Source organism: Kineococcus sp. DHX-1, assembly GCF_042473625.1.
Taxonomy (GTDB): domain Bacteria; phylum Actinomycetota; class Actinomycetes; order Actinomycetales; family Kineococcaceae; genus Kineococcus.
On record NZ_CP170445.1, the window covers coordinates 3,101,767 to 3,127,118 of the forward strand.

Genomic DNA, 25,352 nt, shown 5'->3' on the forward strand with positions numbered 1-25,352 from the left:
CTGTGGACGACGGGAGGGCCGTGTCGGCGGTCGGTGCCACAGTGCCGTCCATGCCCGCCTCGCCCGCCGCGCCCAGCCCCGAACCCTTCCGCTGCTTCGGCACCGGCGACGCCCTCTACGAGGCCTACCACGACACCGAGTGGGGCCACCCGGTCCGCGACGACCGGGGGCTGTTCGAGCGGGTCAGCCTGGAGGCGTTCCAGTCCGGGCTCAGCTGGATCACCGTCCTGCGCCGCCGCGAGACCTTCCGCGCGGCCTTCGACGACTTCGCCCCCGAGGTGGTGGCCGCCTACGGCGACGCCGACGTGGCCCGGCTGCTCGCGGACCCGGGCATCATCCGCAACCGCGCCAAGGTCGAGGCGACGGTCGCCAACGCTCGCGCCCTCCTCGCCCTGCAGGCCGCGGGCGGCAGCCTCACCGAGCTGTTCTGGTCCGCGGCACCGGACGCGGCCCCGCCCGTCCCCCGCGTCCCGGGCGACGTCCCGGCCACCACACCGGAGTCGGTGGCGCTGGCGAAGTCCCTGAAGGCGAAGGGGTTCCGGTTCGTCGGGCCGACGACGGCGTACGCCGCCATGCAGGCCTGTGGCGTCGTCGACGACCACCTGGGAGAGTGCCCGGCACGGGCCGTCGCGGAGGCCGCCCGAGCCGCGATCGAGGGGGTCCACGCGTGAGCAGCACCGTCCCGTGCCTGTGGTTCGACCGTGACGGCCTGGCCGCCGCGGAACGCTACGTCGCCCTGTTCCCCGACTCGCGCGTCGTCTCGACCTCGCCGGGCGGGCCGGACGGGGCGCCGATGACGGTCTCGTTCGTCCTGGACGGGCGCGACTGGACGATCATCAACGGCGGTCCGCACTTCCCGCAGACGGAGGCGTTCTCCGTGCAGGTCTCCTGCGCCGACCAGGCCGAGGTGGACCGGTACTGGGACGGCCTGGTGGCCGACGGCGGTTCGGAGGGGCGGTGCGGCTGGCTGAAGGACCGCTGGGGCGTGTCGTGGCAGATCGTCCCGACCCGGCTGCCGGAGCTGCTGTCCGACCCCGATCCCGAACGGGCGCAACGGGCCATGACCGCGATGCTCGGCATGCGGCGCCTCGTGGTCGTCGAGCTGGAGGCCGCGGCCGACGGGGGTGCGTGAACGGTCCCGCCCGAGAGTGACAGAATCGTGGAGAAGCGGGAGCCCCGTCCCGGCGAGCCACAGACAAGAGGTGCCACACATGGTCGATCGACAGCGAGTCGTCATCGTCGGAGGTGGCTTCACCGGCCTGTACGCCGGCAAGAAGCTCGAGAAGCTCCTCCCGGCCTCCGCGGCAGAGCTGGTGATCGTCAGCCCGACTGACCACCTCACCTACAGCCCCCTGCTGCCGGACGTGACCGCGTCCGTCATCGAGCCCCGCCACGTCGCCGTGTCGCTGCGGCAGGCGCTGCCGCGCCACAAGCTCGTCGTGGGCCACACCACCTCGGTCGACCCCGAGGCGAAGACCATCACGATCTCCAAGTCCGAGCGCGGCGTCGTCAGCGACGAGACCCAGGTCCTGTCCTACGACAAGCTCCTGCTCGCCCCCGGCGCCGTCACCCGCCGCTTCCCGATCCCCGGGGTCTCCGAGAGCGCCCGCGGCGTCAAGACCATCACCGAGGCCGCGTTCGTCCGCGACCACCTGCTGGCCCAGCTCGACGCGGCCGACAGCCTGCCGGACGACCCGCGCTTCGACGCCGAGCGCGCCGAGCGCATGACCGTCGTCGCGGTCGGCGCCGGCTACACCGGCACCGAGATCGTCGCCCAGACCCACCGTTGGCTCTCCCGCGTCGCCGACCGCTGGTCGTCCATCGACGTGCGCGACGTCAAGTGGCTGCTCATCGACGTGGCCCCGGCCGTCCTGCCCGAGCTCGGGCCCCGCCTGGGCCAGTACGCCCTCTCGGCCCTCAAGGGCCGCGGCATCGACGTGCGCCTCGGGGTCTCCGTGGCCAGCGTCGAGGGCAACGTCATCAACCTCACCGACGGCACGCCGGTCCCCTCGCGCACCCTCATCTGGGGCGCGGGCATCATGGCGAACCCGCTCATGGGCACCCTGGGCCTGCCGCTGGACCGCGGCCGCCTCGTCGTCGACGCCAAGATGAAGGTCGCGGGCGCCGACGACGTCTGGGCCGCCGGTGATGCCGCCGCCGTGCCGGACCTGGCCAAGCCGAAGCCGGCCGACGGCCCGCAGCCGATCACCCCGCCCACCGCGCAGCACGCCCAGCGCCAGGGCACCGCGGTCGGCAAGAACATCGCCGCCTCCTTCGGGATCGGCCAGGCCGCCGACTACGTCCACAAGGACCTCGGGCTGGTCGCCGACCTCGGTGGCGGCACGGCCGTCGCCAAGCCGCTCGGCATCGAGATGACCGGTCTGCCGGCCAAGATCGTCGCCCGCGGGTACCACCTGTACGCCCTGCCGGCCATGAGCAACCGCATCCGCGTGCTCACCGACTGGGCGCTGCACGCCGTCCTGCCCCCGCAGGCCGTCGCGCTGAACCAGACCCGTCCGGAGGACGCGCTCATCACGCCGGCGCAGAACACGGACATCTACCCGAAGGCGGAGGAGAAGCCGAAGGTCGGCTGACCCCTCCCCGTGGTCCCCGAGGACGTGGTGGCGCTCGTCGCCACCACCCTCGGGACCAGCACGAACCGAGCCCGCCGGCTGGTGCGCACCGCACTGCCGGCGGGCTTCGTGCTGCAGGTGGCCGGGCAGTCGCGGGTCGTCCTCGTCGAGGGGGCGACCGACGTCGCGGTGCTCACGGTCCTGCTCGCCGGCGCTGCGCCCGTCGTCGCGGCCGGCGGCAAGCACGCCCTGCCACTGGCCGCCGCGGTCGCCCGGGCCCTCGGGGCCGTGGTGGACGTCGTGCTCGACGCCGACGACGGCCCGGCTGCCGGGCACCGGGCCCGTGAGGACAGCCGGCGGGTCCTCGCGGAGCTGGGGGACGTCCCCGTGCACGTGCTGCCCGGGGACCTGGAGACCTGCCTGGCGCAGTGGCCGGCGTTCCTGCGGGCGCTGCCCGGTGGACTCACGAAGGACGCGGCCGCCTACGGCCGGGCCGCGCAGGCCGCCCGGTCCAGCCCGCCGCCGGTGCTGGCGCGCCTGCTGGTGGAACTGCGCGGGGACCCGCTCACGCCCTGAGCCGCTCGGCCAGTCCGGTCGCGCGGGCCAGGGGCCGCTCCACCGCGGCGGCCACCGCGCGCGCGGACCCGATGACCCGCACGCGGCTGCGGGCTCGCGTCAGGGCCGTGTAGAACATCTCGCGCGTGGCCAGCGGGGACGTCTCCGGCGCGGCGAGGACGGTGACGGTGTCGAACTGCGACCCCTGGCTGCGGTGCACCGTCATCGCGTGCACGGGCTCGACGGACGCCAGCCGGGCCAGCGGCACCCGCAGCGGTCCGGACCCGCGGGAGAGCGCGGCGACGAGCACCCCGTCCTCCTCCAGGACCACCCCGGTGTCGCCGTTGAAGACCCCGACGGCGGCGTCGTTCGCGGTGACGATGACGGGCAGGCCGACGTAGCGGCCGTCCGGTCGCGGCAGGACGCCGAGCTCCTCCACCGCCCACCGCTGGGCGAGGGCGCTCCAGTGGGCGACCCCGCGCGTCCCGCGCCGGTGCGCGCAGAGCAGCCGGTGGGTGTCCAGGGCCGTCAGCGCCGTCGCGGCGTCGCCGGCGCGAGCCGCCTCGACGACGGCCCGCGACCGGACGACGACGTCGGCGCGCACGACCTCGAGCGCCGCACCGGCGACGAGCTCGGTGTCGGGGACCTCGAGGAACTCCACGTCGGGGCCACCGGCCCGCAGCAGGTCCACGACGTCGGCGGACCGCGCCTCCCGCACGGCCTGCGCGATGGCGGCGATCCCACCGCCGGCGGCGTAGCGGTGGGTCCGCGTCAGCCGGGCCACCCCGTGCGGGGCCGTCCCGGGCGAGGACGTGGCCGGCGCGACGAGGTCGGCCAGGACCGCGCCGACCTCCACCGACGCGAGCTGCTGGGGGTCCCCGACGAGGACGAGCCGCGCACCGGGGCGCAACGCCGACAGCAGCCGGGCCATGACGCCCAGCCCGACCATGGACGCCTCGTCGACGATGACGACGTCGTGCGGGAGGCGGTGCTCGGCGTCGAACCGGGCCCGGACCGACCCCGGCCGGATGCCGAGCAGCCGGTGCAGCGTCGAGGCGGCGGCCGCGCGCAGGAACGAACGCTCGTCGGCGGTGAACGCCCCCTGGTCGGCCGCGGACACGACGGCCTCGGTCAGGCGCGCGGCGGCCTTGCCCGTCGGGGCCGCGAGCGCCACCCGGGGCGGCCCGTCGGACAGCGCGTGCACGGCGGCGAGCAGCCGGGCCACCGTCGTCGTCTTGCCCGTCCCCGGACCGCCGGCCAGGACCGAGACGCCGTGCGAGAGGCACACCGCGGCCGCGGCGCGCTGGTCGTCGGCGGGGTCGCCCGGCCACAGGCGGCCCAGGACCGCCTCGACCGCGGCCGGGTCGTACGGCGCGACGGTGCGGCTGCGGTCGCGCAGGTCCCGGGCGACGGCGAGCTCCTGGCGCCAGTACCGGTCCAGCCACAGCCCGTCGCCGACGAGGTGCAGGGGTGCCGTCGGTCCGCCGGCCTCGGGGTCCTCCCCCGGCCCGTGCTCGACCGTCAGGGGGCTGCGGCGCACGGCCTCCCGCCAGGGCTCCAGCTCGGGCCACGGCACGGCCACCGGCGCGACGGCACCGGAGTCGTCGGCGTCCTCGGGGACGAGGTCGCCCACCACCGACAGGCGCAGGACGACCGACCCGTGCCGCACGGCGCGGACGGCGAGCGCGACGGCCAGCAGGACGCGCTCGTCGTCCTCCCCCGTCACCGCGCCGAGCCGGCGGGCGACGTGGACGTCGGCGGCGTGCAGCAGGCCGAGCTCGTTGACCTCGCGCAGCAGGCCCGTGGCCGAGCGGGCGAGGGAGGCCGAGCGGTCGGGCTCCACGGCCCCCTCGACGCTGCTGCTGGTGGTGGTGGTCACGGGGTCCTCCCGGCGAGCAGGTCGGAGGTGGCCACGACGAGGGCGGCGGGCGGCTTCCACGACCACACCCCGGGCGGCACGCCGTCCGGTCCGGGCGCGACGTCTGGTCCGCACATGCCGCGCAGGAACAGGTACAGCGACCCGCCGAGGTGCTCGGCCGGGTCGTACCCCGCCAGGCGCCAGCGCAGGAACCGGTGCAGCGCAACGCTGTACAGCAGCGCCTGCAGCGGGTAGTGGGCCGCCAGGACGGCCTCGTCGAGGGCCGGTCGCCGGTAGTGCCAGGCGGTCAGCTCCTCCCCCGGGCCGGCGAGCCGGTTCGTCTTGTAGTCCACGACGAGGAAGCGCGACCCGCACCGCAGGACGGCGTCGATCGAACCGGTGAGGTAGCCGCGCAGGCCCTCGGCGGCCAGGGCCGGTTCGGTGAGCTGCCCGGCGTAGGCGTGCACCGGGTCGTCGGCGGGCAGGTGCCGGCGCAGCAGGACGGCGAGGTCCCCCAGCCGGCCCCCGGCCGAGGGTCCCGCGTCGTCGCCGCCGGCCAGCGGCAGCTCGAAGTCCAGCTCGGCCAACCGGTCGGCCACGGCGAAGTCCTGCAGGGCGCGGTCGTCGGCCAGCGGCCCCAGACCGGTGCGCAGCACGGGGTCGAGCGCCGCGGCGAGCGGTTCGGCCAGCGGGGCGGCGAACTGCTCGCGGGCCAGGGCGGCCAGGTGGGCCGGCCGGTCGGGGACGGCCGGGTCGAACCCCTCGAGCACGGCGTGCACGAGCGTCCCGAACCCCGTGCCCGCGGGCAGGTCGGCCAGCGGCGAGGGCACCGTCCGCCACCCCTGCGGGTCGTCCGTCCCCGCCTCGGCGCCCGGGGGCTCGACCCCGTCGACCTCGTCGACGGTCACCTCCACCTCCGGCTCGGACAGGACCGCCCGGCCCGGCAGGTGCACGTCGTGCACACCGCGGGTCAGGCCCGAGTAGGACGTGCGCCGCCACCCGAGGTCCACCTCGGCGCCGAACCGGGCCGCGCGCAGCTCGACGGCGGGCGTGACGGGCCCGGACCAGCGCCGCGGCGTCGAGCGCAGCGGCACGTCCTCGACCGCCACCGGCGACCCCGGCGGGAACAGCGCCTCGAGCCGGGTCGCGAACGCGTCGTCGGCGGGCAGCGGCAGCTTCTCCGGCACCGCCAGGACGTCGTCGGTCATCAGCAACCGGTGCAGCGCACCGCGTTGCGTGTTCGTCGCCGGCGCCCACCAGACCAGCAGCCGGGAGACGGCGCGGGTGAGCGCGACGTAGAGCAGGCGCAGCTCCTCGCCGAGGTCCTCGGTGTCCGCCGCGCGGCAGAAGGCGTCGTACGCGGGGGCCGCGGGGCCCCCGACGTGCAGCGCGCGCGGGCCGTCCGGGGCGTGGGCCACGGGCAGCCGGTCCTTGGAGCCGCCGCCGGTGGAGTCCCACCCGAACGGGACGCAGACGACCTCGTACTCCAGGCCCTTGCTCGTGTGCACCGTGGCGATCTGCACGGCGTCGCGGTCGGTGTCCAGGCGCCGCGAGCGCTCCTGGTCGACGTCGCCGGCCGCGTCCTCGACGCGCCCGCGCAGCCACGACAGCAGGGTGGAGACTCCGCCACCGGGGTTGAGCGCGGACTCGGCGTGCAGGACCTCGGCGATGTGCCGCAGGTCGGTCAGCCGGCGTTCACCGCCCTCGACGCCGAGCAGCCGGCGCGGCAGGTCCCGCTCCTCGTTGACGGCGGCGAACATGCCCGACACCCCACGCTCGGCGAGCACCGTGCCCCAGCCGCGCAGCGCGACGGACACCTCGTCGGTCGCCCGGTCCCCCGCGGCGTCCAGCTCGGCCGCGGTCCAGCCCACGAACGAGGACAGCGCCGTGCGCCGCACCCGCGCCGCCCGGTGCGGCTGCTCGACGGCCTCCAGCAGCCACACCCACTCCCGCGCCGCGGGCGTGGAGAAGACGCTCGGCCCGCGCGAGAGCACGCACGGCACCCCGCGGCGGCGCAGCTCCTCCTGCACGAGCTGGGCTTGGGACTGGGTGCGCACGAGCACCGCGACGTCACCCGCCGCGAGGTCGCGTCCGGGGCCACCCCGGTGCGGCTGCACCCGCAGCCCCTCGGACAGCACGGCGACGACCTGCTCGGCCGTGTCGCGCGCCACGGCCGCGCGCACGTCGGCCACGGCCGGCACGCCCGTGCGGGCCGTGACCGGCAACCCGTCGCGACGCAGGACCCGCAACCGCACCGGCGCGGGATCCGGGCCGGCCGGCCCGACGAGCGCGGCCGTGCGGTGGTGGGCCTGCACGGGGTGCACCACGATCCGCCCGTCGCCGAGGGCGGCGCCGCGCAGCAGCGCCGCCGTCCCCGCCAGGACGGCGGGGTCGCTGCGGAAGTTCGTGCCCAGCGTCGCCGTCGCGTCCGCGACGCCGACGGCCTCCAGGTAGCTGTTCACGTCGGCGCCGCGGAAGGCGTAGATGGCCTGCTTGGGGTCCCCGATGAGGACCAGGGGGCAGCACCCGTGGAACGCCGTCCGCAGGACGTCCCACTGCACGGCGTCGGTGTCCTGGAACTCGTCGACGAGGACGACGGAGTACCTGCGCCGCAAGCGGTCGCACGCCGTGGGGCCGGCGACCTCGTCGGTCAGCGCGTCCCGCAACCGCGTCAGCAGGTCGTCGAACCCCAGCACGCGGCGCGAGCGCTTGCGGGCGGCCACCTCGCGCCGGACGCCCTGGGCGAACCGGACGCGCAGGTCCTCCGGGGTCTCAGGAGCGGCGCCGCGCGGCTCGATGCGCGCGTCCGCGCGGCCGACCGCCTCCCGCGCGATGCGCAGCGCGACGGCGCGGGAGAACGGGGGCGGACCGCCGCCGGGCCGCACGGCGAACCGGACGTACAGGTCGTCGCAGACCTCCTCGACGAGGTCGTCGACGTCCTCGACGAGCGTCGCGGTCGGGTCCACGTCGGCGGCCGTGCCCAGGCTGGTGAGGACCTGTTGGCAGAACTCGTGGATGGTCGCGACGGTGGCGGCGTCGAAGCCCGCCAGCGCCGCGGACAACCGCGCGCGCCGCGCCGCGACGTCGGCCTCCGGGGCCGCGGCGAGGTGCCGGACGACGGCGTCGGGCGAGGCCGCGGCGGTGGCCGGGTCCGCCAGGGCGTCGCGCGCGCCGACGAGGCGCTCGCGGACGCGGTCGCGCAGCTCGGCCGTGGCCGCGCGCCCGAACGTCACGACGAGGAGCTCGTCGACCGCGGCGACCCCCTCGGCCACGTACCGCGTGACGAGACCCGCGATCGTCCAGGTCTTGCCCGTCCCCGCGCTGGCCTCCAGCACGGTGGTCCCGGTCGGCAGCGGCCCGGTCACCTCGAAGGTGCGGTGGCCCGTCGCCGCGCTCACCGCTCGTCCATCCGGTAGGCACCGAGGAGGGGTTCCCAGACGCGTTGCACCGCAGCGTCGAACGTCGCCGGTGCTCCCGGTGGCCAGCCCGCGGGGGGCGCCCAGTCGAGCAGCACGTCGACCGGCGCCGCCGCGCCCCAGACGCCGGCGTTCTCCTCGTCGGCGTCCTCCTTGGGGAAGGACCAGTCCGAGGTCCACGCCCCCGTCGCCGCGCGCCGGCAGGCGGCGGCGGGACGACCGGCCCACGCGGCCTGCGCGTAGGCCATCGCGGTGTCCACCGGCAGCGGCAGCGGTGCGCACAACCCCGCGGCCCGCAGCTCCAGGAGGTCGACGAGGAGCCCGCGCGCGACGGCCGCCGGCACCGGCCCGAGCGTCAGCAGGGCGACGCTGCCCTGACCGCCCCGGCCGACGACGACGGCGCGGACGTCCGTCCCCGGGTGGGCGGCCGACAGGGCCAGCAGCTCGATCCAGGCGCGGACGGTCTGCTTGGCCTTGACCCGGGAGTAGATCGTCGTGACGGCGACGTCGCCGGTCGCGCGGCCCCCGGGCCGCACGGGCCGGACGCCGCGCACGCTGCCCGTCAGGCGGACCGGTCCGGTGCCCGGCACGTCGAGGTCGAGCTCGACGTCCACGCTGCGCGGGGGCGCTCCGGCGAGCCCCGCGTCGAACTCGGCGGCCACGGCGGCGATCGCGTCGACCAGCGGACCCACCTCGCGCAGCACCGCCGTCCCGAGCGGGCCGGGCGGCAGGGACCCGCGGGCCGTCTCGAGGCGGACGACGTCGCCGGCGCCGGCCCCGCGCAGCCGGGCCGCGAGCGCCCGGTCCCCGACCGACCACTTGGCGAGCGCGTCGAGCTCGACGGGCAGCGCGTCGGCGGGTTCCTCCTCGCGCGTGGCGGTGGCCACGTCGAGGCGCTGACGCAGGAACCCCTTCGCCGGGTGCTGGAAGAACTGCACGAGCTGGTCCAGGTCGAGGTCGGCCGCGGGGGCGGGCGGCAGGCCGGCCGCCAGGAAGGGTTGCGGCGCAGCCGGTTCGGCGGCACCCGTCGTGGCGCCCGCGAGGGCGCTGCGGTCGTAGCTGAAGGCACCGGGCCGGCCCAGGGCGCGGTCGGCGAAGTTGCGCGGGTCCGTCGGCTGCAGCGGGTGCTGGACGACGACGCGTTCACGCACCCCCGGGTGGGCGGCGTCCAGGGCGTCCAGCAGTTCCCCCACGGGCACGGCCGGCGGCAGCTGCGCGCCCGTCCGGACGTCGTGGCCGGAGTAGGTGACGACGAGCGTGTCCCGGGCCGAGCAGACGGCGTCGAGCAGCACCTGGCGGTCCTCGCTGCGGGGGTCCCGGTCGCCGAGGTGCGGGTCGCGCGAGAGCACGTCGTCGGCGTCGGGGTTGGTGACGCGCGGGAAGGCCCCGTCGTCCATGCCCAGCAGGCAGACGACGCGGTGGGGCACCGAGCGCATGGGCGTCAGCGTGCAGACCGTGAGGGCGCCGGTGCGGAAGTTGGCGCGCTGCGGCTTGCCGGCGAAGCGCTCGGCGACGAGGGCGGCGACGTCGGCCAGCCCCACCTCGGCCGTCCCGGCGCGCGCCGCGTCCTGGGCGACGGCGCCGAGCTCGCGGCGCAGCTGGGCCAGCTGCCACGCTCCGTCGGCGGGGACGTCGGCGAGGTCGAGGACACCGTCGAGCAGCGCCTCGCACCAGGCGGCGACCCCGCGCCGGCCCGACAGCCGGGCCACCGCGGCGTCGAGGCGGTCGAGCAGCTCGGCGAGGCGGCCCGCGAGGTCGACGCGGGAGGACTCGACGTCCGCGAGCGGGACGACCTCCCCCAGCAGCTCGTCCTGCGCCCCACCGCCGACGGCGACGCCGACGAGCAGGCGGTCGAGCCCGGTCCGCCACGACCCCTGCGCCACCGTCCCGAGGGACCAGGCGGCGCGGTGCTCGGCGGACAGGCCCCAGTGCACGCCCGCGTCGACCGTCCACTCGCGGACCTGCTCGAGGTCCTCGTCGTCGAGGTCGAAGCGCGCGCGGACGGCCGCGGTGCCGGCGAGGTCGAGCACCTCGCTGGCCGTGAGCCGGCTCTGGGCCAGGACGAGCAGCCGCGCGGCGAGCCCGAGCAGCGGGTTGGTCTGCAGCGCCGAGCGGTCGGCGACGGAGACGCGCAGCCCACCGCCGGGGTGGGAGTCGGTGGAGAAGACGGCCTGCACCAGCGGCGCGTACGCCTCGACGTCGGGGCACATGACGAGCACGTCGCGCGGCTGCAGCGTCGGGTCGTCGTCGAGCAGGCCGAGGACGACCTCGCGCAGCACCTCCACCTGGCGGGCGCGGCCGTGGCAGGAGTGGACCTGCACGGAGCGGTCGGAGGGGTCCGGGTCCGGGACGGGCGCGGGGACCTCGTCGGCCGCGAGCGCCGCCTGCAGCCGACCCAGCAGCGTGGGGTGCGGGGCGGGGGCCGGGTGGTGGACGTCGTGCAGGTCGGGCACCGCGTCGAGCAGCCGGGCCTGCAGCTCGCGCACGTCGCGCGACAGGGACAGCAGCAGCGGGTGCCGCACGGGGCCGGTCCCCTGGGCGGCGCCCTGGGCGGCTCTGCGCAGGCTCGCGGGCGGCTGCGCGGTGGACCACAGCGCGGGGCTCGGGTGCTGCAGGAACAGGTGGACCTCCCGGTGGGCGGCCAGCGCGGCCAGCACCCGCAGCCGGGACTCGGCCAGCCGCGTCACGACGAAGACGCCGAACCGCTCCCCCAGGCCGGTGAGGGCCGGGTTCGCGCGCAGCGCCGCGCACACGTCGTCGAGCAGTTCGGCCGGAGCGGGGACGCCCACGTGCTCGCGCACGGCCCGGAAGACCTCCGGCTGCCAGCGCAGGTCGTCCGGGACGTCGGAACCGCCTGCGGCCCAGTTCACGAGCAGGCCGGGGCGGGCGGCGCCGTAGCGGGCGAACAAGCCGGCGAGCCGGGCCGCGGCGGCCGTCCGGCGCACGCGGGGCACGTCCTCGCCCGGGACGGCGCGCAGGTGGTGGCGCAGCACCGCGAACCGGGCCCCCGCGTCGGTGCCGGGACGGCCGTCGGCGGGCGCGAGTTCGTCGAAGACCTCCAGGACGTGCCACGCCAGGGCGTCCGGCGCCCACCGCTCGACGGCGTCGGCCGCTTCGGGCCGGATCCGGCCCACGACGTCGGCCACGACGCCGTCGAGGAGCCGGGCCGGGGAGGAGAAGTCGACGCGCGCGCAGATGCCGTCCTCGCCCTCGGGGCCGGCCCCGAGGTGGTGGGCCAGCCGCTGCGCGATCCAGCGTTCGGTGCCGCGCGCGCCCACCGCGAGCACGTCGGGGGCGAAGGGGTCGGCGCCGGCCGTGGGCGTCCGCAGGACGTCGGCGAGCCCCGCGACGAGGGCCGTCGCGCTCTCGGAACGGTGGACGTGGAGCACGGTCCCCTGTCTACCCGACCGCTCGGACACGGCGTCCGCGTGGTGTGCTGACCCGGTGCCGACCGCTCCCGCGCTGTCGATCCTGGACCGCTCGCGGGTGCGCTCGGGGCAGGAGGACGCCGACGCCCTGCTGGCCACCGTCCGCCGCGCGCGCCGGGTCGAGGCGCTCGGCGCGGACGGGTTCTGGGTGGCCGAGCACCACGCCGTCCCCGGCGTCGTGGGCCCGGCCCCGACGGTGCTGCTGGCGGCCGTCGCCGCGGCCACGACGCGCGTGCGGGTGGGCACGGCCGGGATCATGCTGCCCAACCACCGCCCCTTCGTCGTCGCCGAGCAGGTCGCGGTCCTCGCGGCGCTGCACCCGGGCCGTGTGGAGGTCGGGGTGGGGCGGTCGCTCGGGTTCACCGCGCCGGTCCGGCACGCGCTGGGAGCGCTCGCGAGCGCCGACGCGGACGAGCGCCTCGCCGAGCTGCTGGACTGGCTGCACGGCCGGGGACCGGTGACGCTGCGGCCCCGCGTCACGGCGCCGCCGGTGTGGCTGCTGGCCACGGGCGAGGGGCTGGCGACGGCGGCGCGCCTGGGGCTGCCCGTCGTCGTGGGCGGCCGGTTGCTGCGGGAGGCCGACCCGCTGCGGCGCTACCGCTCCGAGCACCCCGGGGGTCGGGTCAGCCTGCTGCTCGACGTCGTCGTCGCCCGCGACGAGGCGGCCGCGCGGCGCGAGCTCCTGCCGCAGGCGGTGGCGCTGGCCCGAGCCCGCAGCCGCGGGGAGTTCGGGCCGCTGCCCACCCCGGAGGACGCCGCCGCCGCGCACCTGAGCGCTCGCGAGCGCGCCGACGTCGAGCGGCACCTCGCCGACGCCGTGGCCGGGACGGCGCAGGAGGTGCAGACGAGGCTGCAGGAGCTGCTGGACCGGACCGGCGCCGACGAGCTGCTGCTCGCAGCCACCCCGCACGAGGAGGAGGTCGAGGCGCGCAACGACACCCGGCTCGTCGAGCTGGTGCGGGACCTCAGAACTGCCGGTTGAGCGAGCGCCGCCGCACGCGCTGCTCGATGCGGTCGAACTCCCGCCGCAGCGGCTGGGAGCAGAACTCCCCCAGCGTGACGCCCGCGGCGAGGGCGAGCGCGGTGCCGAAGGCCGTGACGAGCTGGGCCAGACCCGCGGAGGTCCCGCCGCCGACGATCGAGAAGATCGCGCGGTAGATGGCCAGCCCGGGCAGCAGCGGGACGATCCCGCAGACGGAGACGACGAGACCGGGGACGCCCCAGCGCCACGCGGTGCCCTCGGCCAGCAGCCCGACGAGCAGCGCCGCGAGCCCGGCCGCCGCGACCGGGCCGGTGCCCAGCAGGGTCGCCACGCCCGCGGCGAAGACGGCGGTGGCCCCGGCGAGCCCGGCCAGCAGGACCGCGCGCAGGCCCGCGTACCCCGACACGGCCCAGGTGAAGGCGGCCACGGCGCCGGCGGCGACCTGGACGGCGAGGGGGTAGGACTCCCCGCTGGAGAACGTCAGGCTGAGGCCGATGCCGGCGCGCTGGCCGAGGTCGAGGACGGCGGCGATGCCGAGGACGAGCCCTGTCGTCAGCAGGACCGTCTCGAAGGCGCGCGCGCCGGCCGTGACGTAGAAGCCGGAGATCGCGTCCTCCGCGGACCCGACGAGCGAGAGCCCCGCGAGCAGGACGACGATGCCGGACCCGACGACGAGGGACGGCGGCAGCCGGCCGACCCAGTCGGGCAGGTGCGGGCCGGCGACGAGGAGGGCGAGGGCGAAGGCCGTCGCGATGGCCGCGCCGGCGAACTGCTGGAAGAAGGCGGGCAGGCCGCGGCGGTTCAGCGCGGACAGGACGACCTGCAGGACGCAGGTGACGAACGCGGCGCAGACGGCCACGGCCCAGGTGCCGCCGATGGTCACGGCGACGGCGGCCGCCAGCCCGACCGTCCCGGCCGCGGAGATCCACGGCCGGTAGGGGCGGCGCTGGGACAGCAGCCGCTTCAGGCGCGTGTTGATCTCCTCGGCCGGCAGGCCGTCACCGGCCTCGTGGGCCAGCTCGTACAGCGCGCCGAGCCGGGAGTAGTCGCTGGCGCGGACCTTCACGACGCGCGCCGAGGTCAGCGGGACGCGGTCGGCGCCCGCCGTCGAGATGATGACGGCGGTGTAGTTGATGTCGACCTGGGTGTGCCGCAGGCCGGCGCCGGCCGCGGCCCGCAGCGCGAGCGAGGTGACGTCCGCGGCCGAGGCTCCCGCCGAGAGCAGGGCCTCGGCCATGCGCGCGACGGCGTCGAGGGCCTCGAGGGCCTCGGGCCGGGTCAGGCCCCCGTCGACGACCTGTTCGACCGAGGGGGTCTCGCCGGCGACGATCTCCGCCAGCCGGCTCCTCCACCGTGCCGTCGGGAGTCCGGTGCGCAGCGCCACGCGGTGACGCTATCGAAGCGCTCGGTCAGCAGCTGAGGGCGAGGGCCACGCGGTCGGTGACCGGGACGACGTCGCAGCCGACGCCGGCGGTCCCGAGGTCGACGACCGTCCACCGCGTGCCGTCCGAGCGCAGGACGGCCGTGGCCGGGTCGAGCGCGTCGGGGTCGGTGGGCTGGAGGTCGGCGGCGGCCCAGGCCCCCGCGACGCGGACGTCGCCCACGGTGAAGGAGCCCGCGGGGACGCCGGCGGTCAGGGGGCTCGACGTCACGGCCTGGGCGACCGCGGCGTCGGGAGCCTGGTCGCCCGTGACGGTCGTGCTCGCCGAGGAGCTGGACGTCGTCAGGACGAGGGCGAGCGCGGGCGCGGTGAGGGCGGTCAGGGTGAGCGTGGTGCGGCGGTTCATGGATCCGACCTCCCGGTGGTCTGGCGGTTCTCGGGTCGTGCGCGTTCGGGGAGTGGACGCACGCGGCCGCCCGCCGGTTGCAGCCCGGACCGCCCTCCTCAGAACCTCCGCAACCGCTCCTCAACCCGGGTCGACGACCAGGTCGGCCCGGTGCCTGCTCGCCGCGATGACCGCCGCGTTCGCCTCGTCGCTGCCCAGGGCCCAGGCCCGGGCCTGCGCGGGCTCCTTGCCGAAGGCCACGTGTCGCGCGACGAGGCGGTCGAGCCGGGCGCCTTCGTCGGGGGCGACGTACCAGGTCTCGTCGATCAGGCCCTCCAGGCGGGCCCACTCCCCCTCCCGCAGCAGGAGGTAGTTCCCCTCGGTGACGACGAGCGGCACCTCCCGCGGGACGGGCAGGGCCGAGCCGACGGGTTCCTCGAGGTCGCGCCGGAACTCGGGGGCGTGCACGACGGCCTCCTCCCGGGACCGCAGGCGCCGCAGCAGGGCGACGTAGCCGCCGGCGTCGAAGGTGTCCGGGGCGCCCTTGCGGTCCCGCCGGCCGAGCGCCTCCAGCACGACGTCGGCCAGGTGGAACCCGTCCATGGGGACGAGGACGGCGAGCTCGGGGCCGAGGTCGGCCACGAGCCGGGCGGCCAGGGTCGACTTGCCCGCACCGGGCGGCCCGACCAGCCCCAGGACGCGGCGCTCCCCGGTGGTCAGGGCGCGGGCACGCTCGAGGAGGACCTCGTACGCGGGGTTCGAGGGGGCCACTCAGAACACCGAGCCCGGTTCGGCGGCCGCGCCCGCACCGGTCGCCGCGGCCTGTTCCGGAGCCACGACGGCCCCGGCCCAGCGCTCGCAGGTCCACCCCTCCTCGGGGGACCCGACGAGGTCGACGACCCCGGTGTTCTCCAGGCCGGTCGCGATGACGAAGTCGGCGGAGACGTTGCGCACGCGGGAGCCGGCCCAGGTGCGGATGGCCGCGCCGTGGCTGACGAGGACGAGGGTCTCGACGTCCGCGGCGCGGGCCGCCGCCAGCGCGTCGGCGACGGCGGCGTCGTACCGGGCGAAGAACGCGTGCCCGTCCTCGGCGCCGGGTTCGGCGACGGACAGGTCCCCGTGCAACCAGGCGGCGACGACGTCGAGGTAGCGGCGCACGGACGCCTCGTCCCCGCGCATCTCCAGGTCCCCGGCCTCGATCTCGCGCAGACCGTCGGCGACGGAGACCGGCAGGCCGAGGTGGGCGGCGAGCGGGGCCGCCGTCTGCTGGGTCCGCACGAGCGTGGAGGCGGTGACCGCCCCGACGCCCAGTCCGCCGAGCGCGGGGACGAGGGCCAGGGCCTGCTCGCGCCCGAGGTCACTCAGGTCGGCGCCGGGGACGGCGGTGTCGAGCAGGTGCTCGACGTTGGAACGGGTCTGGCCGTGACGGACGAGGAGGAGTCGCACGCCGCCACGATCGCAGAACCCGTGACTCGCCGTCCCGTCTGCGTCAGAGCACGACGTCCAGGCGGCCCTGCGTCGAGCCGTTGAGCATGGTCATGAGCCGCAGCTGCACCTCGACGGGCACCGGCTCCTTGGCCGTGAAGGTCAGGCGCCCGATCATGCGGCGCAGGTCCTCGGCCGTGAGGTCGCGGTGGTCGGAGACCATGCCGCTGGCGCGCTCGCGGTTGATCTCCCGCGCGAGCGAGGCCACGGGCGCAGCGCTCACGTCGACCGTCTCGTCGCCGCCGCCGTAGAGGTGGCCGAGGAGGGCGCGGTCGGACTGCGTCAGTTCGTCGAGCGGGTCCTCGTCGATCCACTCCGGCGTGATGCGGCGGGCCGGGGTCACCGACTCCGTGCCGCTGATGCCGTCCAGCCGGGAGGCGGTGCGGACCGCCGGGGCCGAGGTCACCGTTCCGAGTCGCATCGTCGTCTCCTGTCCCGAGCCCGAAGTAGTTGCCCAGAGTGTTCTCTGTGTGACAACCAGTGTCCGACAGGACGGACCATGATCTGAGGAGAAGTCACCCGGACGGCCCAACGGCCGTCCGGGTGACCAGCGTCGTCGCAGGTCAGAGGCTCGCGAGGAGGGTCACTCGGCGGGCTCGAGGACGAAGACGGGGATCTCGCGGTCGGTCTTGCGCTGGTAGTCGGCGTAGTCGGGGTACGCCGCGACAGCCCGCTCCCACCACTGCGCCTTCTCGTCGCCGGTCACCTCGCGGGCGGTGTAGTCCCGCTTCACCGGCCCGTCCTGCAGCTCCACGAGCGGGTTGGCCTTGACGTTGTGGTACCAGACGGGGTTCTTCGGGGCGCCGCCGAGGGAGGCCACCGCCGCGTAGCGGCCGTCGTGCTCGACGCGCATGAGGGGCTGCTTGCGCAGCTTCCCCGACTTCGCGCCCTGGGTCGTCAGGACGACGACCGGCATGCCGCGCAGCTCGGTGCCCTCCGTCCCACCGCTGGACTCGTACTGCTCCACCTGCTCGCGGACCCACGCCTCGGGGCTGGGCTCGTACTCTCCGGTCAAGGGCATGCTCCGGAGGTTAGTCAGCGCCCTCGAGCTCCGCCGCCCGGGTGATCCCGAGCTCGCGCACGGCCGTCTCGAAGACCGTCGCGAGGTCCAGGGAGAACTGCGGCGTCACCAGGGGGCTGCTCGTCAGGCCCGCGGTGAGGCACTCGTGGACGTGCTCGAGCATGAACCGGTGCCCGTGGGCGACGGAGTGGTCGTGCTCGCTCACGTGGTCCGTGCCGTCCGGGCCGGTGCGGTGGACCGTGAAGCCGGGCGCGGCCGGCAACGGCGACCCGACCTCGATCCACCCCTCGGCGGCCTCGATCCACGCGCGCGACGGCGTGCGCGCGACCATCGTCGTGGACAGGGCCGCGGCGGCGCCGGAGTCCCAGCCGAGGGCGAGCGCGACCTGCCGGTCCACCCCCGACGGTGCGAGCGAGCCCGCCACCCGCACGGTCGACGGCGTCCCGAACAGCGTCAGCGCCAGGCCGACCGGGTAGGGACCGAGGTCGAAGAGGGAGCCACCGCCGATGGCGGGTTCGTGGAACCGCGCCAGCGAGTCCGGGGCCGGGAAGCCGAAGTCGGCGTGCAGGCCGTGCACCTCGCCGACCTCGCCGCGGCCGAGGAGCTCCAGGAGCGCCACGGTCCCGGGCAGGAAGCGCGTCCAGTACGCCTCCATGAGGAAGACGCCGCGCTCCCGAGCCGTGTCCAGCAGGTCCCGGGTCGCGGCCAGGCTCACGGTCATCGGCTTCTCGACGAGCACGGCCTTGCCGGCCAGCAGCGCGGCCTTGGCCGGCGCGTGGTGCTGGGGGTGCGTCGTGGCGACGTAGACGGCGTCGACCGACGGGTCGGCCAGCATCTCCTCCACCGACCCGTAGGCCCCCACGTCCTGCCGTCCGTCGGGGACGAAGCGGCGCGCGCGGTCGACGTCGCGCGAGGCGACGGCCGCCAGCCGTCCCCCGGGTGCGAGGTCCAGCGCCCCGGCCACGTCCCGGGCGATGCCGCCCGTGCCCACGAAACCCCACCCGATGCTCACTGCGGCACCTCCTCCTTGCGGGGCAGGGACTGCGCGGCCCCGGCCCGGCTCACGGTCACGGCGGCGACGCGGGCGGCCCACTGCGCGGCCTCCACGAGGCCCAGGCCGTCGAGCAGCCCGTCGGCGAGCGCCGCCACGTAGCTGTCCCCGGCGGCGGTGGCGTCGACGAGGTCGGCCGGCACGGCGGCGACCTCGGCGTGCCCGCCGGGGGTCACGACGAGCGACCCGCGTTCGCCGCGGGTCACGATCGTCGTGCCCGAGGGGCGCACGGCCCGCGCCTGCGCGACGAGGCCGTCGACGTCGGTCGCGACCGGCTCGCCGGTCAGCACGGCCAGCTCCCCCGCGTTGGGCACGAGCAGGTCCGCGCGGATCAGCAGCTGCGGAGGCAGGGGCCGGGCCGGCGCGGGGTTGAGGACGAGCAGCCCCGTGCAGAGCTCGGCGGCCGCGAGCAGCGCGTCGTCGGGCACCTCGCACTGCAGCAGGACGACGCGGGCCGAGCTGACGATCCCGGCCGCCGTCCGCACCCGGGCGTCGTCGACGCGGTCGTTGGCCCCCGGGCTCAGGACGATCGTCGACTCCCCGGAGTGCACGAGGACGACGGCGACCCCGGTGGGGGCGTCGAGGGCCGCGACGTGCTCGACGTCGACCCCTTCTGCGGCCAGGACGTCGCGCAGCCCACGGCCCTCGGCGTCCTCGCCGACGGCGCCGACCATCGCGACGCGCCGGCCGAGACGTGCCGCGGCGACGGCCTGGTTGGCCCCCTTGCCGCCGAGGCCGCGCTCGGCGTCGGCACCGCGCACCGTCTGCCCCGCCGGGGGCAGCTCGTCGAGCCGGATCGCGAGGTCCGCGTTGACGCTGCCGACGACGGTGACGTCGTGCGTCTTCTCCGCGTGCGGCCTGCCGTGGCTGTCGTAGGTGATGCTCACGCGCGCTCCCCCGTCTGGGTCCCCGTCTCGCCCCGCACGGGCAGGACCCAGATCGCCGCGACGGCCGGGTCACCGAGGTCGACCGTGCGCTCGGCGCCCAGCCGGACGACCGTCGTCCCGGCGAACTCCCTGCGCTGCAACACTTCCAGCCGCACGTCGAGGCCGATGCCCAGCTCGGCGAAGTACCGCAGGACCTCCGGGTCGGCGTCGGAGATGCGCGCGACGACCCCCGTCCCACCCTCGGGGACGTCGGAGAGGCTGTGCGCCCCGGGCTGCGGGACCGTGCCGTCCGCGCGCGGGATCGGGTCCCCGTGCGGGTCGCGCTCGGGGTGGCCGAGCCGGGCGTCGAGGCGGTCGAGCATGCGGTCGGACACGACGTGCTCGAGCACCTCGGCCTCCTCGTGCACCTCGTCCCAGGAGTACCCGAGGTCGGCGACGAGGAACGTCTCCAGCAGCCGGTGCCGCCGCACGACCGCCAGGGCCCGGGTGCGGCCGTCGTCGGTCAGCTCGACCCCGCCGTAGCGCTCGTGGCGCAGCAGACCCGCGTCGGTGAGCTTGCGGACGGCCTCGGAGGCCGTGGACGGGGACACGCCCATGCTCTGGGCCAGCATCGAGAGCGTGATCTTGGCGTCGGACCACTCCCCCGCGGCGTAGACGGTCTTGAGGCAGTCCTCCGCGGCCGGCGTGGCCGCCGCCGTCGTGGAGGTCGTCGAGGCGCGGGGCACGGCCACAGCTTGCCACCTCGCCCCTGCACTCCCCCCGGCCCTGGACGGGCCAGCCCGCGCGCCCGGGTTTCGGTGCACCGAACTCGGGGTTACAGTCGGACGGAAGGCACTGTTCGACGAGGTGGGCTCCGAGCCCGGAGGAGGGCGTCGTGCGCAGGAACGGACGGGACACCGTGGTCTCGGCGGCCGACGTTGTCGTAGGACTGGCCCTGCTGCTCGTCGCCGGCGTGACCGCCGCCGAGGCCCGCTGGACCACGGCCGCCCTCGCCACCGTCGTCGCGCTCGTGTGGTGGGCCGCCGCCTGGTGGCGCCTCGGCCGCGTCCGCGGCACCCGACCCGTCCGGGCCCGCGCCGCGGGCTGACGCGGTGCCAGGATCGGCGCGTGACCGACCTGGCTCCCGACCTGGCTCCCGCGTGGCGCCGCACCCGTCCCCCGCGCTCCCTGCGGCACCTCGACTCCGCCGCCGCGGGCCGCAGCAGCTGGGCCGTGCTCGACGCCGTCACCACCCACCTGCGCGCCGAGGCGACCCGCGGCGGGTACGTCGCCGCCCTGGAGGCCGAACCCGTCCTGGACCGCGCGCGGGAGGACGTGCGCACCCTGCTCGGCTGGCAGCCGGGCGAGGGGGTGGTGGCCTTCGTGCACAGCGCCGAGGACGCGTTGCGCCAGCTGCTGCTGCGCTGGCCCGGCGACCTGCCGGTGGCGGTCGCCCACCCGCGCGGTGAGTACGGCCCGAACCTCGGCGTGCTGCGCGCGCTGGGCATCGGCACGCTCGTCGTGGACGGCCCGCACCGCTGGGACCCGGACGCGTTCGCGCAGGCGCTGTCGCGGCCCGCGGAACGGCCCGACCTCGTCCACCTGACCTGGCTGGGGTCGCACTCCGGGACCGTCCAGCCGCTCGCGGACGTCGTCGCCGTCTGCCGCGCGGCGGGACTGCCGGTCGTCGTCGACGCGGCGCAGGCGTTCGGTCACCTCGACACGACCGCAGCGCGGGACGCGGACGTCGTCTACGGCACCTCGCGCAAGTGGCTCGCGGGGCCGCGGGGCGTCGGGTTCGTGGCCGTGCGCGGTCCGCTCTCGCAGCGCTGCGGCCCCCTGGAGCAGGCCGAGGCCACGGTCGCGGGACGCGTCGGCTTCGCGGCGGCCCTCGCCGAGCACGTCGACCTCGGCCCCGCCGCTGTCCACGCGGGCCTCGCCGCCGTCGGGGCGGCCACCCGCCGCCTCCTCGCCGACGGCCTCGCCGGGTCCTGGGAGGTGTGCGAACCGCTCGACGAACCCAGCGCGACCGTCACCCTGCGCCCCTTGCAGGCCCTCGACGTCGCCGGGCTGCGCGCCGACCTCGTCGCCACCGACGGGATCGTCACCACCGCGGCCGGGGTCGAGCGGGCTCCGTTGGAGATGACGTCGCCCGTCCTGCGGGTCAGCGGTCACCTGGACACCACGGCCGCCGACGTCGAGGCGCTCGTGACCGCTCTCCTGGGCCGCTCCTGAGCGTCTCCAGCGGGCGGCCCGTGTTCCGCACTGCCAGAGTTGGGTAGAAGACCGAGCGACAGTTCTGCGCAGAGGAGGAAGTTCATGGTGGGCAAGGTTCTGCTGCTGGCGGCGGCGGGGGCCGGGTACGTGCTCGGGGCGCGCGCCGGCCGGGAACGGTACGAGCAGATCAGCAGCTCGGTGAGCCGGCTGTGGGGCAACCCCAAGGTGCAGTCCCGCGTGGTCGACCTCGAGGACAAGGCCGGTGACCTGGCGCGCCAGGCCGGCGCCGCCGCCCAGGAGAAGGTCGGCGCCGCCGCGGGGTCCGTCGCCAGCACGGTCAAGGACAAGGTGTCCGGCAGCGGGTCGAACGGTGCGAGCGCCGGTGACGCCCCGCTCGGGGACCAGCACCACACGCGGATGCCCACGGACTGATCCGGGAGCAGCGCACCTGCGGGTGCGCACCGACGGCGTGGCACCGAGGGTGGGGACATGAGTTCTCCCACCGTCGGTGACCACGTCGTCTCGCGTCTGGGCCTGTGGGGCGCCCACCGGTTCTACGGCTACCCCGGCGACGGGATCGGCGGTGTCGTCTCGGCGATCGGCCGGGCCGTCGAGGCCGGCGACGCGGAGTTCGTCCAGGTGCGGCACGAGGAGACAGCGGGTTTCGCCGCGACCGCCGACGTGAAGTACGGCGGCTCCCCGCTCGGCGTCGCCGTCGTCACCTCCGGACCCGGTGCGGTGCACGTCCTCAACGGCCTGTACGACGCCAAGCTCGACCACGTGCCGGTGGTGGCCCTCGTGGGCCAGACCGCGTCCAACGCGCTCGGCACGAGCTACTACCAGGAACTCGACCTCGTCCGCCTCTACAGCGACGTGGCCGGGGAGTTCGTGTTCCAGGTGACCCGCCCCGACCAGGTCCAGCACGTCGTCGACCGCGCGGCGCGCACCGCGCTGGAACGCCGGACCGTCACCGCCGTCGTGCTGCCCAGCGACGTGCAGGACGCCGACGCCGTCGTCGAGGTCCCGCAGGGGCACGGGTACACGCACACCTCCGCCGTCCCGGGGTCGTTGCCGGGAACTCCCCGCACCGAGGCCCTCGCGCAGGCGGCCGAGGTCCTGCGCTCGGGCCGCAAGGTCGCGATCCTCGCTGGCGCAGGCGCTCTGAGCGCCACCGAGGAACTCACCGCCGTCGCCGACCGGCTCGGCGCCGGGGTCGCCAAGGCGCTGCTCGGCAAGACCGTCCTCGACGACCGCCTCGACTGGGTGACCGGGGCGATCGGCCTGCTCGGCACCCGCCCCAGCTACGACCTCATGCGCCAGTGCGACGTGCTGCTCATGGTCGGCACGACCATGCCGTACTCCGAGTACTACCCCGCCCCGGGACAGGCCCGCGCCGTGCAGATCGACGTCGACGGCACCCGCTGCGGGTTGCGCTACCCCACCGAGGTCAACCTCGTCGGGGACGCGCGAGAAACCCTCGCCGCCCTGCTGCCGCTGCTGGAGGGGGCCGACCCCGACCCGTCGTGGCGCGAGGACATCGCGCGGTGGAACCACGCCTGGGACGCGTGGGGTGCCGAACGGGCGCAGGCCGAGGCGAACCCCCTGAACCCCGAGCTCGTGGTGCGCGGGTTGTCCGACCGGCTCGCCGACGACCACCAGGTCGCCGTCGACTGCGGGACCGTCACGAGCTGGTTCGCGCGCGACCTCGACCTGCGGCCGGGGATGACCGCGTCGCTGTCGGGGACCCTGCTGTCCATGGGCGGCGGCCTGCCCTACGCGATCGCGGCGAAGCAGGCCCACCCCGACCGCCCGGTCCTGGCGCTGCTGGGTGACGGGGCGATGCAGATGAACGGGTTGTCCGAACTCGTCACGGTCGCCCAGCGCTGGCGGACGTGGGCCGACCCGCGATTCGTCGTCGTCGTCATGAACAACCGGCAGTTGTCGTTCGTGGCCTGGGAGGCCCGCGCGATGCAGGGCGAGGTGCCGTTCGACGCGGCGATGGACGTGCCCGACGTCCCGTACGCCGGGTGGGCCGAACTGCTCGGCCTCGCCGGCCGGCGCGTCGAGGGGCCCGAGGGCCTCGACGAGGTGCTCACCGCCGCGATGGGCGCGGACCGGCCGTTCGTCCTCGACGCGGTCGTCGACCCGAACGTGCCGATGATCCCGCCGCACGTCAGCCTCGACCAGGTCGTCTCCACGGCGAAGGCCACCGTGAAGGCCGGGCTGCACGGCGACCCGGCCGCGCGCGAGATCGTCGTCGAGGGCGTCCGCGAGACGGTCGGGGCGGCGGCCCGCGCGGTCCGCGACCGCGTACGCCGCTCGGAGTAGCCCGCTCGCGCCGGCGCACTCCCTCCTGCCGACGCGCCGGTGCACCCGCCGACCGCACGGTGCTCGGCCGCACGGCGACCGGTGCGGGCCCGGGTCTGGACACCCCGTACGGCGGCGGCTCGTTCCTCGACCTCGTCGGGCCTCGTGCGCGCCGGCCTCCTCGACCCCGGTGCCGCGCGGCTGCGGCGCCGACTGCTCGCGCTGGGGGTCGTGGGGATCGTCGCGGAGGGCGTGCTGCTCGTCGCCGGCGGCGGGTGCGCCGTCCTGGCGACGCGCTACGGCACCGCGGTCCTCGTCTCGCTGGGCGTGCTGGCCCTCGTGCTGCAGGCGCAGGACCGTCGGGGCGCGGACGGCCCGCGCTGGGTCGGACGACGCCTCGCGGAGGTGGGCCGGTGCGCCCTGTCCTGCTACGTCCTGCAGGACCTCCTCGTCGCCGCGCTCTGCCACGGCTGGGGCCTGGGGTGGGCCGCCACGACGGACGACCGGCCCCGGCTGACGCTCGGCGTGCACCTCCTCGTCGCCACCATCGTCCCGACCGTCGCGCACGTGCTGGCGCGCACCGCACGTCATGGACCGCCGGAGGCGGTCGGTGCCCGGGTGCAGCGACGGTTCCCACCCCGGCCCGTCCCGGCGGGCTAGTCTCGCGGGAGCCGGACAGGCCCGGCCCGTGCACCGTCCGGAGGTCCCGCTGTCCACGCCCCGCGTCCTCTTCGTGGCCGACTCGCTGCGCACCAACGGGGCCGTCAGCATCACGGTCGACCTGGCGCGGCGGTGGGCGGACGCGGGCGCGCGCCTGGCCGTGCTGAGCCGCGGGGAGGGCGAGCGCCCCGTCCCGGCGGGCGTCGTCGTCGAACGGCTCTCCCCCCGCACGGGCCGGTTGCGGGAGGGACTCCTCAGCGGGCTGCCCCGCCTGGTGGCGCTGGCCCGGGACGCGGACGTCGTGGTGACGGCCTCGGAGATCGGCCCGGGTGTCCTCGCGGGGTTCCTGGCGTCCCGGCTGGCGCGCCGCCCGTTCGTGGTCGCCGTGCACGCCGACCTCGACGAGGCGCTGCAGGAGTGGGTGCCGCCGCGGCTGCACCGTCCCACCCGGTACGCCCACGCGCACGCGGACGGGGCGCTCGCGGTGGCCGCAGCCCTGGTGGACCCCCTGGTGCGCAACGGGTTGCCCGCCGGGCGGATCCGCGTCGTGCGCAACGGGATCGACCTGGCCGCCGTGCGGGACACCGCCGGCGGGCCGGGGAGCCTGCTCGCCGTCCGGGCGGACGACGCGGTGCCGGTGGTCGTCGCCACGGGTCGCCTGGCGCCGCAGAAGGGCTACGACCTGCTCCTGCGCGCCCACGCGCAGGTCGTCGGAGACGCGCCGCACCGCGTGCTCGTGCTCAACGACGGGCCGGAACTGACCGCCCTGCAGCGGCTCACGGCCGAGCTCGGGGTCTCGGACACCGTGGAGTTCGCCGGGGCCGACGCCCCCCTGCTGCCCACCGTCGCCGACGCCGACCTGTTCGTGCTGCCGTCCCGGCACGAGGGACTCCCCCTGGCCCTGCTGGAGGCGGTGGCCCTGGGTGTCCCCGTCGTGGCGGCCGACTGCGCCGAGGGCGTCCGCGCCGCCCTCGACGGCGGCCGCGTCGGGGAGCTGGTGCCCGTGGAGGACGTCGACGCGCTCGCGCAGGCGCTGCGCGCGCACCTGCGCGACCCCAGCCCCCTGCGCCGCAAGGCCGAGCTGGGCCTGGACCACGTCCGCGCCTTCGACCGCGGCCCGATGGCCGACGCCTGGGTGGACGCGCTGAACGCCTTCCGCTGACGTGC

The 25,352-nt window shown here is 76.4% G+C and carries 23 protein-coding genes; 11 read left to right on the forward strand and 12 right to left on the reverse strand.

The features are described 5' to 3' along the window. Positions 1–50: 50 nt before the first annotated feature. From ACFEMC_RS14865 to ACFEMC_RS14880, 4 genes are all read left to right on the forward strand, one after another. Positions 51–671 carry a DNA-3-methyladenine glycosylase I gene (locus ACFEMC_RS14865; protein WP_380170348.1) on the forward strand — a complete coding sequence of 207 codons (621 nt, stop codon included), beginning with the start codon at positions 51–53 and terminating at the stop codon, positions 669–671. Continuing rightward, the gene (locus ACFEMC_RS14870) at positions 668–1,132 is read left to right on the forward strand and encodes a VOC family protein (protein ID WP_380170349.1); all 465 of its coding nucleotides are present in this window, start codon (positions 668–670) and stop codon (positions 1,130–1,132) included. The genes ACFEMC_RS14865 and ACFEMC_RS14870 overlap by 4 nt, the downstream gene beginning before the upstream one ends. Before the next feature lie 79 nt (positions 1,133–1,211). After that, positions 1,212–2,594, forward strand: a complete 1,383-nt coding sequence (locus tag ACFEMC_RS14875; RefSeq protein WP_367640074.1) for an NAD(P)/FAD-dependent oxidoreductase — start codon at positions 1,212–1,214, stop codon at positions 2,592–2,594. A 9-nt stretch (positions 2,595–2,603) separates the two neighbouring features. Then, complete coding sequence (locus tag ACFEMC_RS14880; RefSeq protein ID WP_380170350.1) at positions 2,604–3,149, forward strand: hypothetical protein; 546 nt, start codon at positions 2,604–2,606, stop codon at positions 3,147–3,149. Here ACFEMC_RS14880 and recD read toward each other — a convergent pair. From recD to recC, 3 genes are read right to left on the reverse strand one after another with little or no spacing between them, the layout of a single operon-like run. Further along, on the reverse strand, positions 3,139–5,007 hold the full coding sequence (gene recD, locus ACFEMC_RS14885; protein ID WP_380170351.1) for an exodeoxyribonuclease V subunit alpha: 1,869 nt from the start codon (positions 5,005–5,007) through the stop codon (positions 3,139–3,141). The two genes, ACFEMC_RS14880 and recD, sit on opposite strands and share 11 nt — an antisense overlap. After that, a complete protein-coding gene (locus tag ACFEMC_RS14890; RefSeq protein ID WP_380170352.1) occupies positions 5,004–8,384 on the reverse strand; it encodes a UvrD-helicase domain-containing protein in 3,381 nt (1,126 codons plus the stop codon). The genes recD and ACFEMC_RS14890 overlap by 4 nt, the downstream gene beginning before the upstream one ends. Continuing rightward, a complete protein-coding gene (recC, locus tag ACFEMC_RS14895) occupies positions 8,381–11,791 on the reverse strand; it encodes an exodeoxyribonuclease V subunit gamma (protein ID WP_380170353.1) in 3,411 nt (1,136 codons plus the stop codon). The genes ACFEMC_RS14890 and recC overlap by 4 nt, the downstream gene beginning before the upstream one ends. Positions 11,792–11,846: 55 nt before the next feature. On the opposite strand from recC, the gene ACFEMC_RS14900 reads away from it, so the two are divergent. Beyond that, positions 11,847–12,812, forward strand: coding sequence for an MsnO8 family LLM class oxidoreductase (locus tag ACFEMC_RS14900; RefSeq protein ID WP_380170354.1), 966 nt, complete (start codon positions 11,847–11,849; stop codon positions 12,810–12,812). Here ACFEMC_RS14900 and ACFEMC_RS14905 read toward each other — a convergent pair. From ACFEMC_RS14905 to ACFEMC_RS14945, 9 genes are all read right to left on the reverse strand, one after another. After that, complete coding sequence (locus tag ACFEMC_RS14905; RefSeq protein ID WP_380170355.1) at positions 12,796–14,196, reverse strand: threonine/serine exporter ThrE family protein; 1,401 nt, start codon at positions 14,194–14,196, stop codon at positions 12,796–12,798. The genes ACFEMC_RS14900 and ACFEMC_RS14905 overlap by 17 nt on opposite strands. 25 nt (positions 14,197–14,221) lie before the next feature. After that, positions 14,222–14,599: a hypothetical protein gene (locus ACFEMC_RS14910; protein ID WP_380170356.1), complete on the reverse strand. Its 378-nt coding sequence runs from the start codon at positions 14,597–14,599 to the stop codon at positions 14,222–14,224. Between the two features lie 120 nt (positions 14,600–14,719). Then, a complete protein-coding gene (locus tag ACFEMC_RS14915) occupies positions 14,720–15,349 on the reverse strand; it encodes a nucleoside/nucleotide kinase family protein (protein WP_380170357.1) in 630 nt (209 codons plus the stop codon). After that, positions 15,350–16,024: a histidine phosphatase family protein gene (locus ACFEMC_RS14920; RefSeq protein ID WP_380170358.1), complete on the reverse strand. Its 675-nt coding sequence runs from the start codon at positions 16,022–16,024 to the stop codon at positions 15,350–15,352. Between the two features lie 43 nt (positions 16,025–16,067). Beyond that, positions 16,068–16,484 carry a hypothetical protein gene (locus ACFEMC_RS14925; protein ID WP_380170359.1) on the reverse strand — a complete coding sequence of 139 codons (417 nt, stop codon included), beginning with the start codon at positions 16,482–16,484 and terminating at the stop codon, positions 16,068–16,070. 162 nt (positions 16,485–16,646) lie between these two features. Further along, positions 16,647–17,084: a nitroreductase family deazaflavin-dependent oxidoreductase gene (locus ACFEMC_RS14930; protein WP_380170360.1), complete on the reverse strand. Its 438-nt coding sequence runs from the start codon at positions 17,082–17,084 to the stop codon at positions 16,647–16,649. A 10-nt stretch (positions 17,085–17,094) separates the two neighbouring features. Beyond that, positions 17,095–18,096, reverse strand: coding sequence for a Gfo/Idh/MocA family protein (locus ACFEMC_RS14935; RefSeq protein ID WP_380170361.1), 1,002 nt, complete (start codon positions 18,094–18,096; stop codon positions 17,095–17,097). Further along, a complete protein-coding gene (locus ACFEMC_RS14940; protein ID WP_380170362.1) occupies positions 18,093–19,022 on the reverse strand; it encodes a ribokinase in 930 nt (309 codons plus the stop codon). Before ACFEMC_RS14940 ends, ACFEMC_RS14935 begins: the two co-directional genes overlap by 4 nt. Further along, complete coding sequence (locus ACFEMC_RS14945) at positions 19,019–19,747, reverse strand: metal-dependent transcriptional regulator (protein ID WP_380176811.1); 729 nt, start codon at positions 19,745–19,747, stop codon at positions 19,019–19,021. The genes ACFEMC_RS14940 and ACFEMC_RS14945 overlap by 4 nt, the downstream gene beginning before the upstream one ends. Positions 19,748–19,896: 149 nt before the next feature. On the opposite strand from ACFEMC_RS14945, the gene ACFEMC_RS14950 reads away from it, so the two are divergent. The 6 genes from ACFEMC_RS14950 to ACFEMC_RS14975 all read left to right on the forward strand — a co-directional run bounded on the left by ACFEMC_RS14950 (position 19,897) and on the right by ACFEMC_RS14975 (position 25,347). Further along, entirely contained in the window at positions 19,897–20,109 is a 213-nt protein-coding gene (locus ACFEMC_RS14950) for a hypothetical protein (RefSeq protein ID WP_380170363.1), read from the forward strand. A 20-nt stretch (positions 20,110–20,129) separates the two neighbouring features. Further along, positions 20,130–21,236, forward strand: coding sequence for an aminotransferase class V-fold PLP-dependent enzyme (locus ACFEMC_RS14955; protein WP_380170364.1), 1,107 nt, complete (start codon positions 20,130–20,132; stop codon positions 21,234–21,236). Between the two features lie 84 nt (positions 21,237–21,320). Next, positions 21,321–21,650: a YtxH domain-containing protein gene (locus ACFEMC_RS14960; protein ID WP_380170365.1), complete on the forward strand. Its 330-nt coding sequence runs from the start codon at positions 21,321–21,323 to the stop codon at positions 21,648–21,650. 57 nt (positions 21,651–21,707) lie between these two features. Continuing rightward, positions 21,708–23,546, forward strand: coding sequence for a thiamine pyrophosphate-requiring protein (locus ACFEMC_RS14965; protein WP_380170366.1), 1,839 nt, complete (start codon positions 21,708–21,710; stop codon positions 23,544–23,546). Positions 23,547–23,690: 144 nt separating this feature from the next. Then, positions 23,691–24,185 carry a DUF418 domain-containing protein gene (locus ACFEMC_RS14970; RefSeq protein WP_380170367.1) on the forward strand — a complete coding sequence of 165 codons (495 nt, stop codon included), beginning with the start codon at positions 23,691–23,693 and terminating at the stop codon, positions 24,183–24,185. Between the two features lie 28 nt (positions 24,186–24,213). After that, positions 24,214–25,347: a glycosyltransferase gene (locus ACFEMC_RS14975; RefSeq protein WP_380170368.1), complete on the forward strand. Its 1,134-nt coding sequence runs from the start codon at positions 24,214–24,216 to the stop codon at positions 25,345–25,347. Positions 25,348–25,352: the final 5 nt, after the last annotated feature.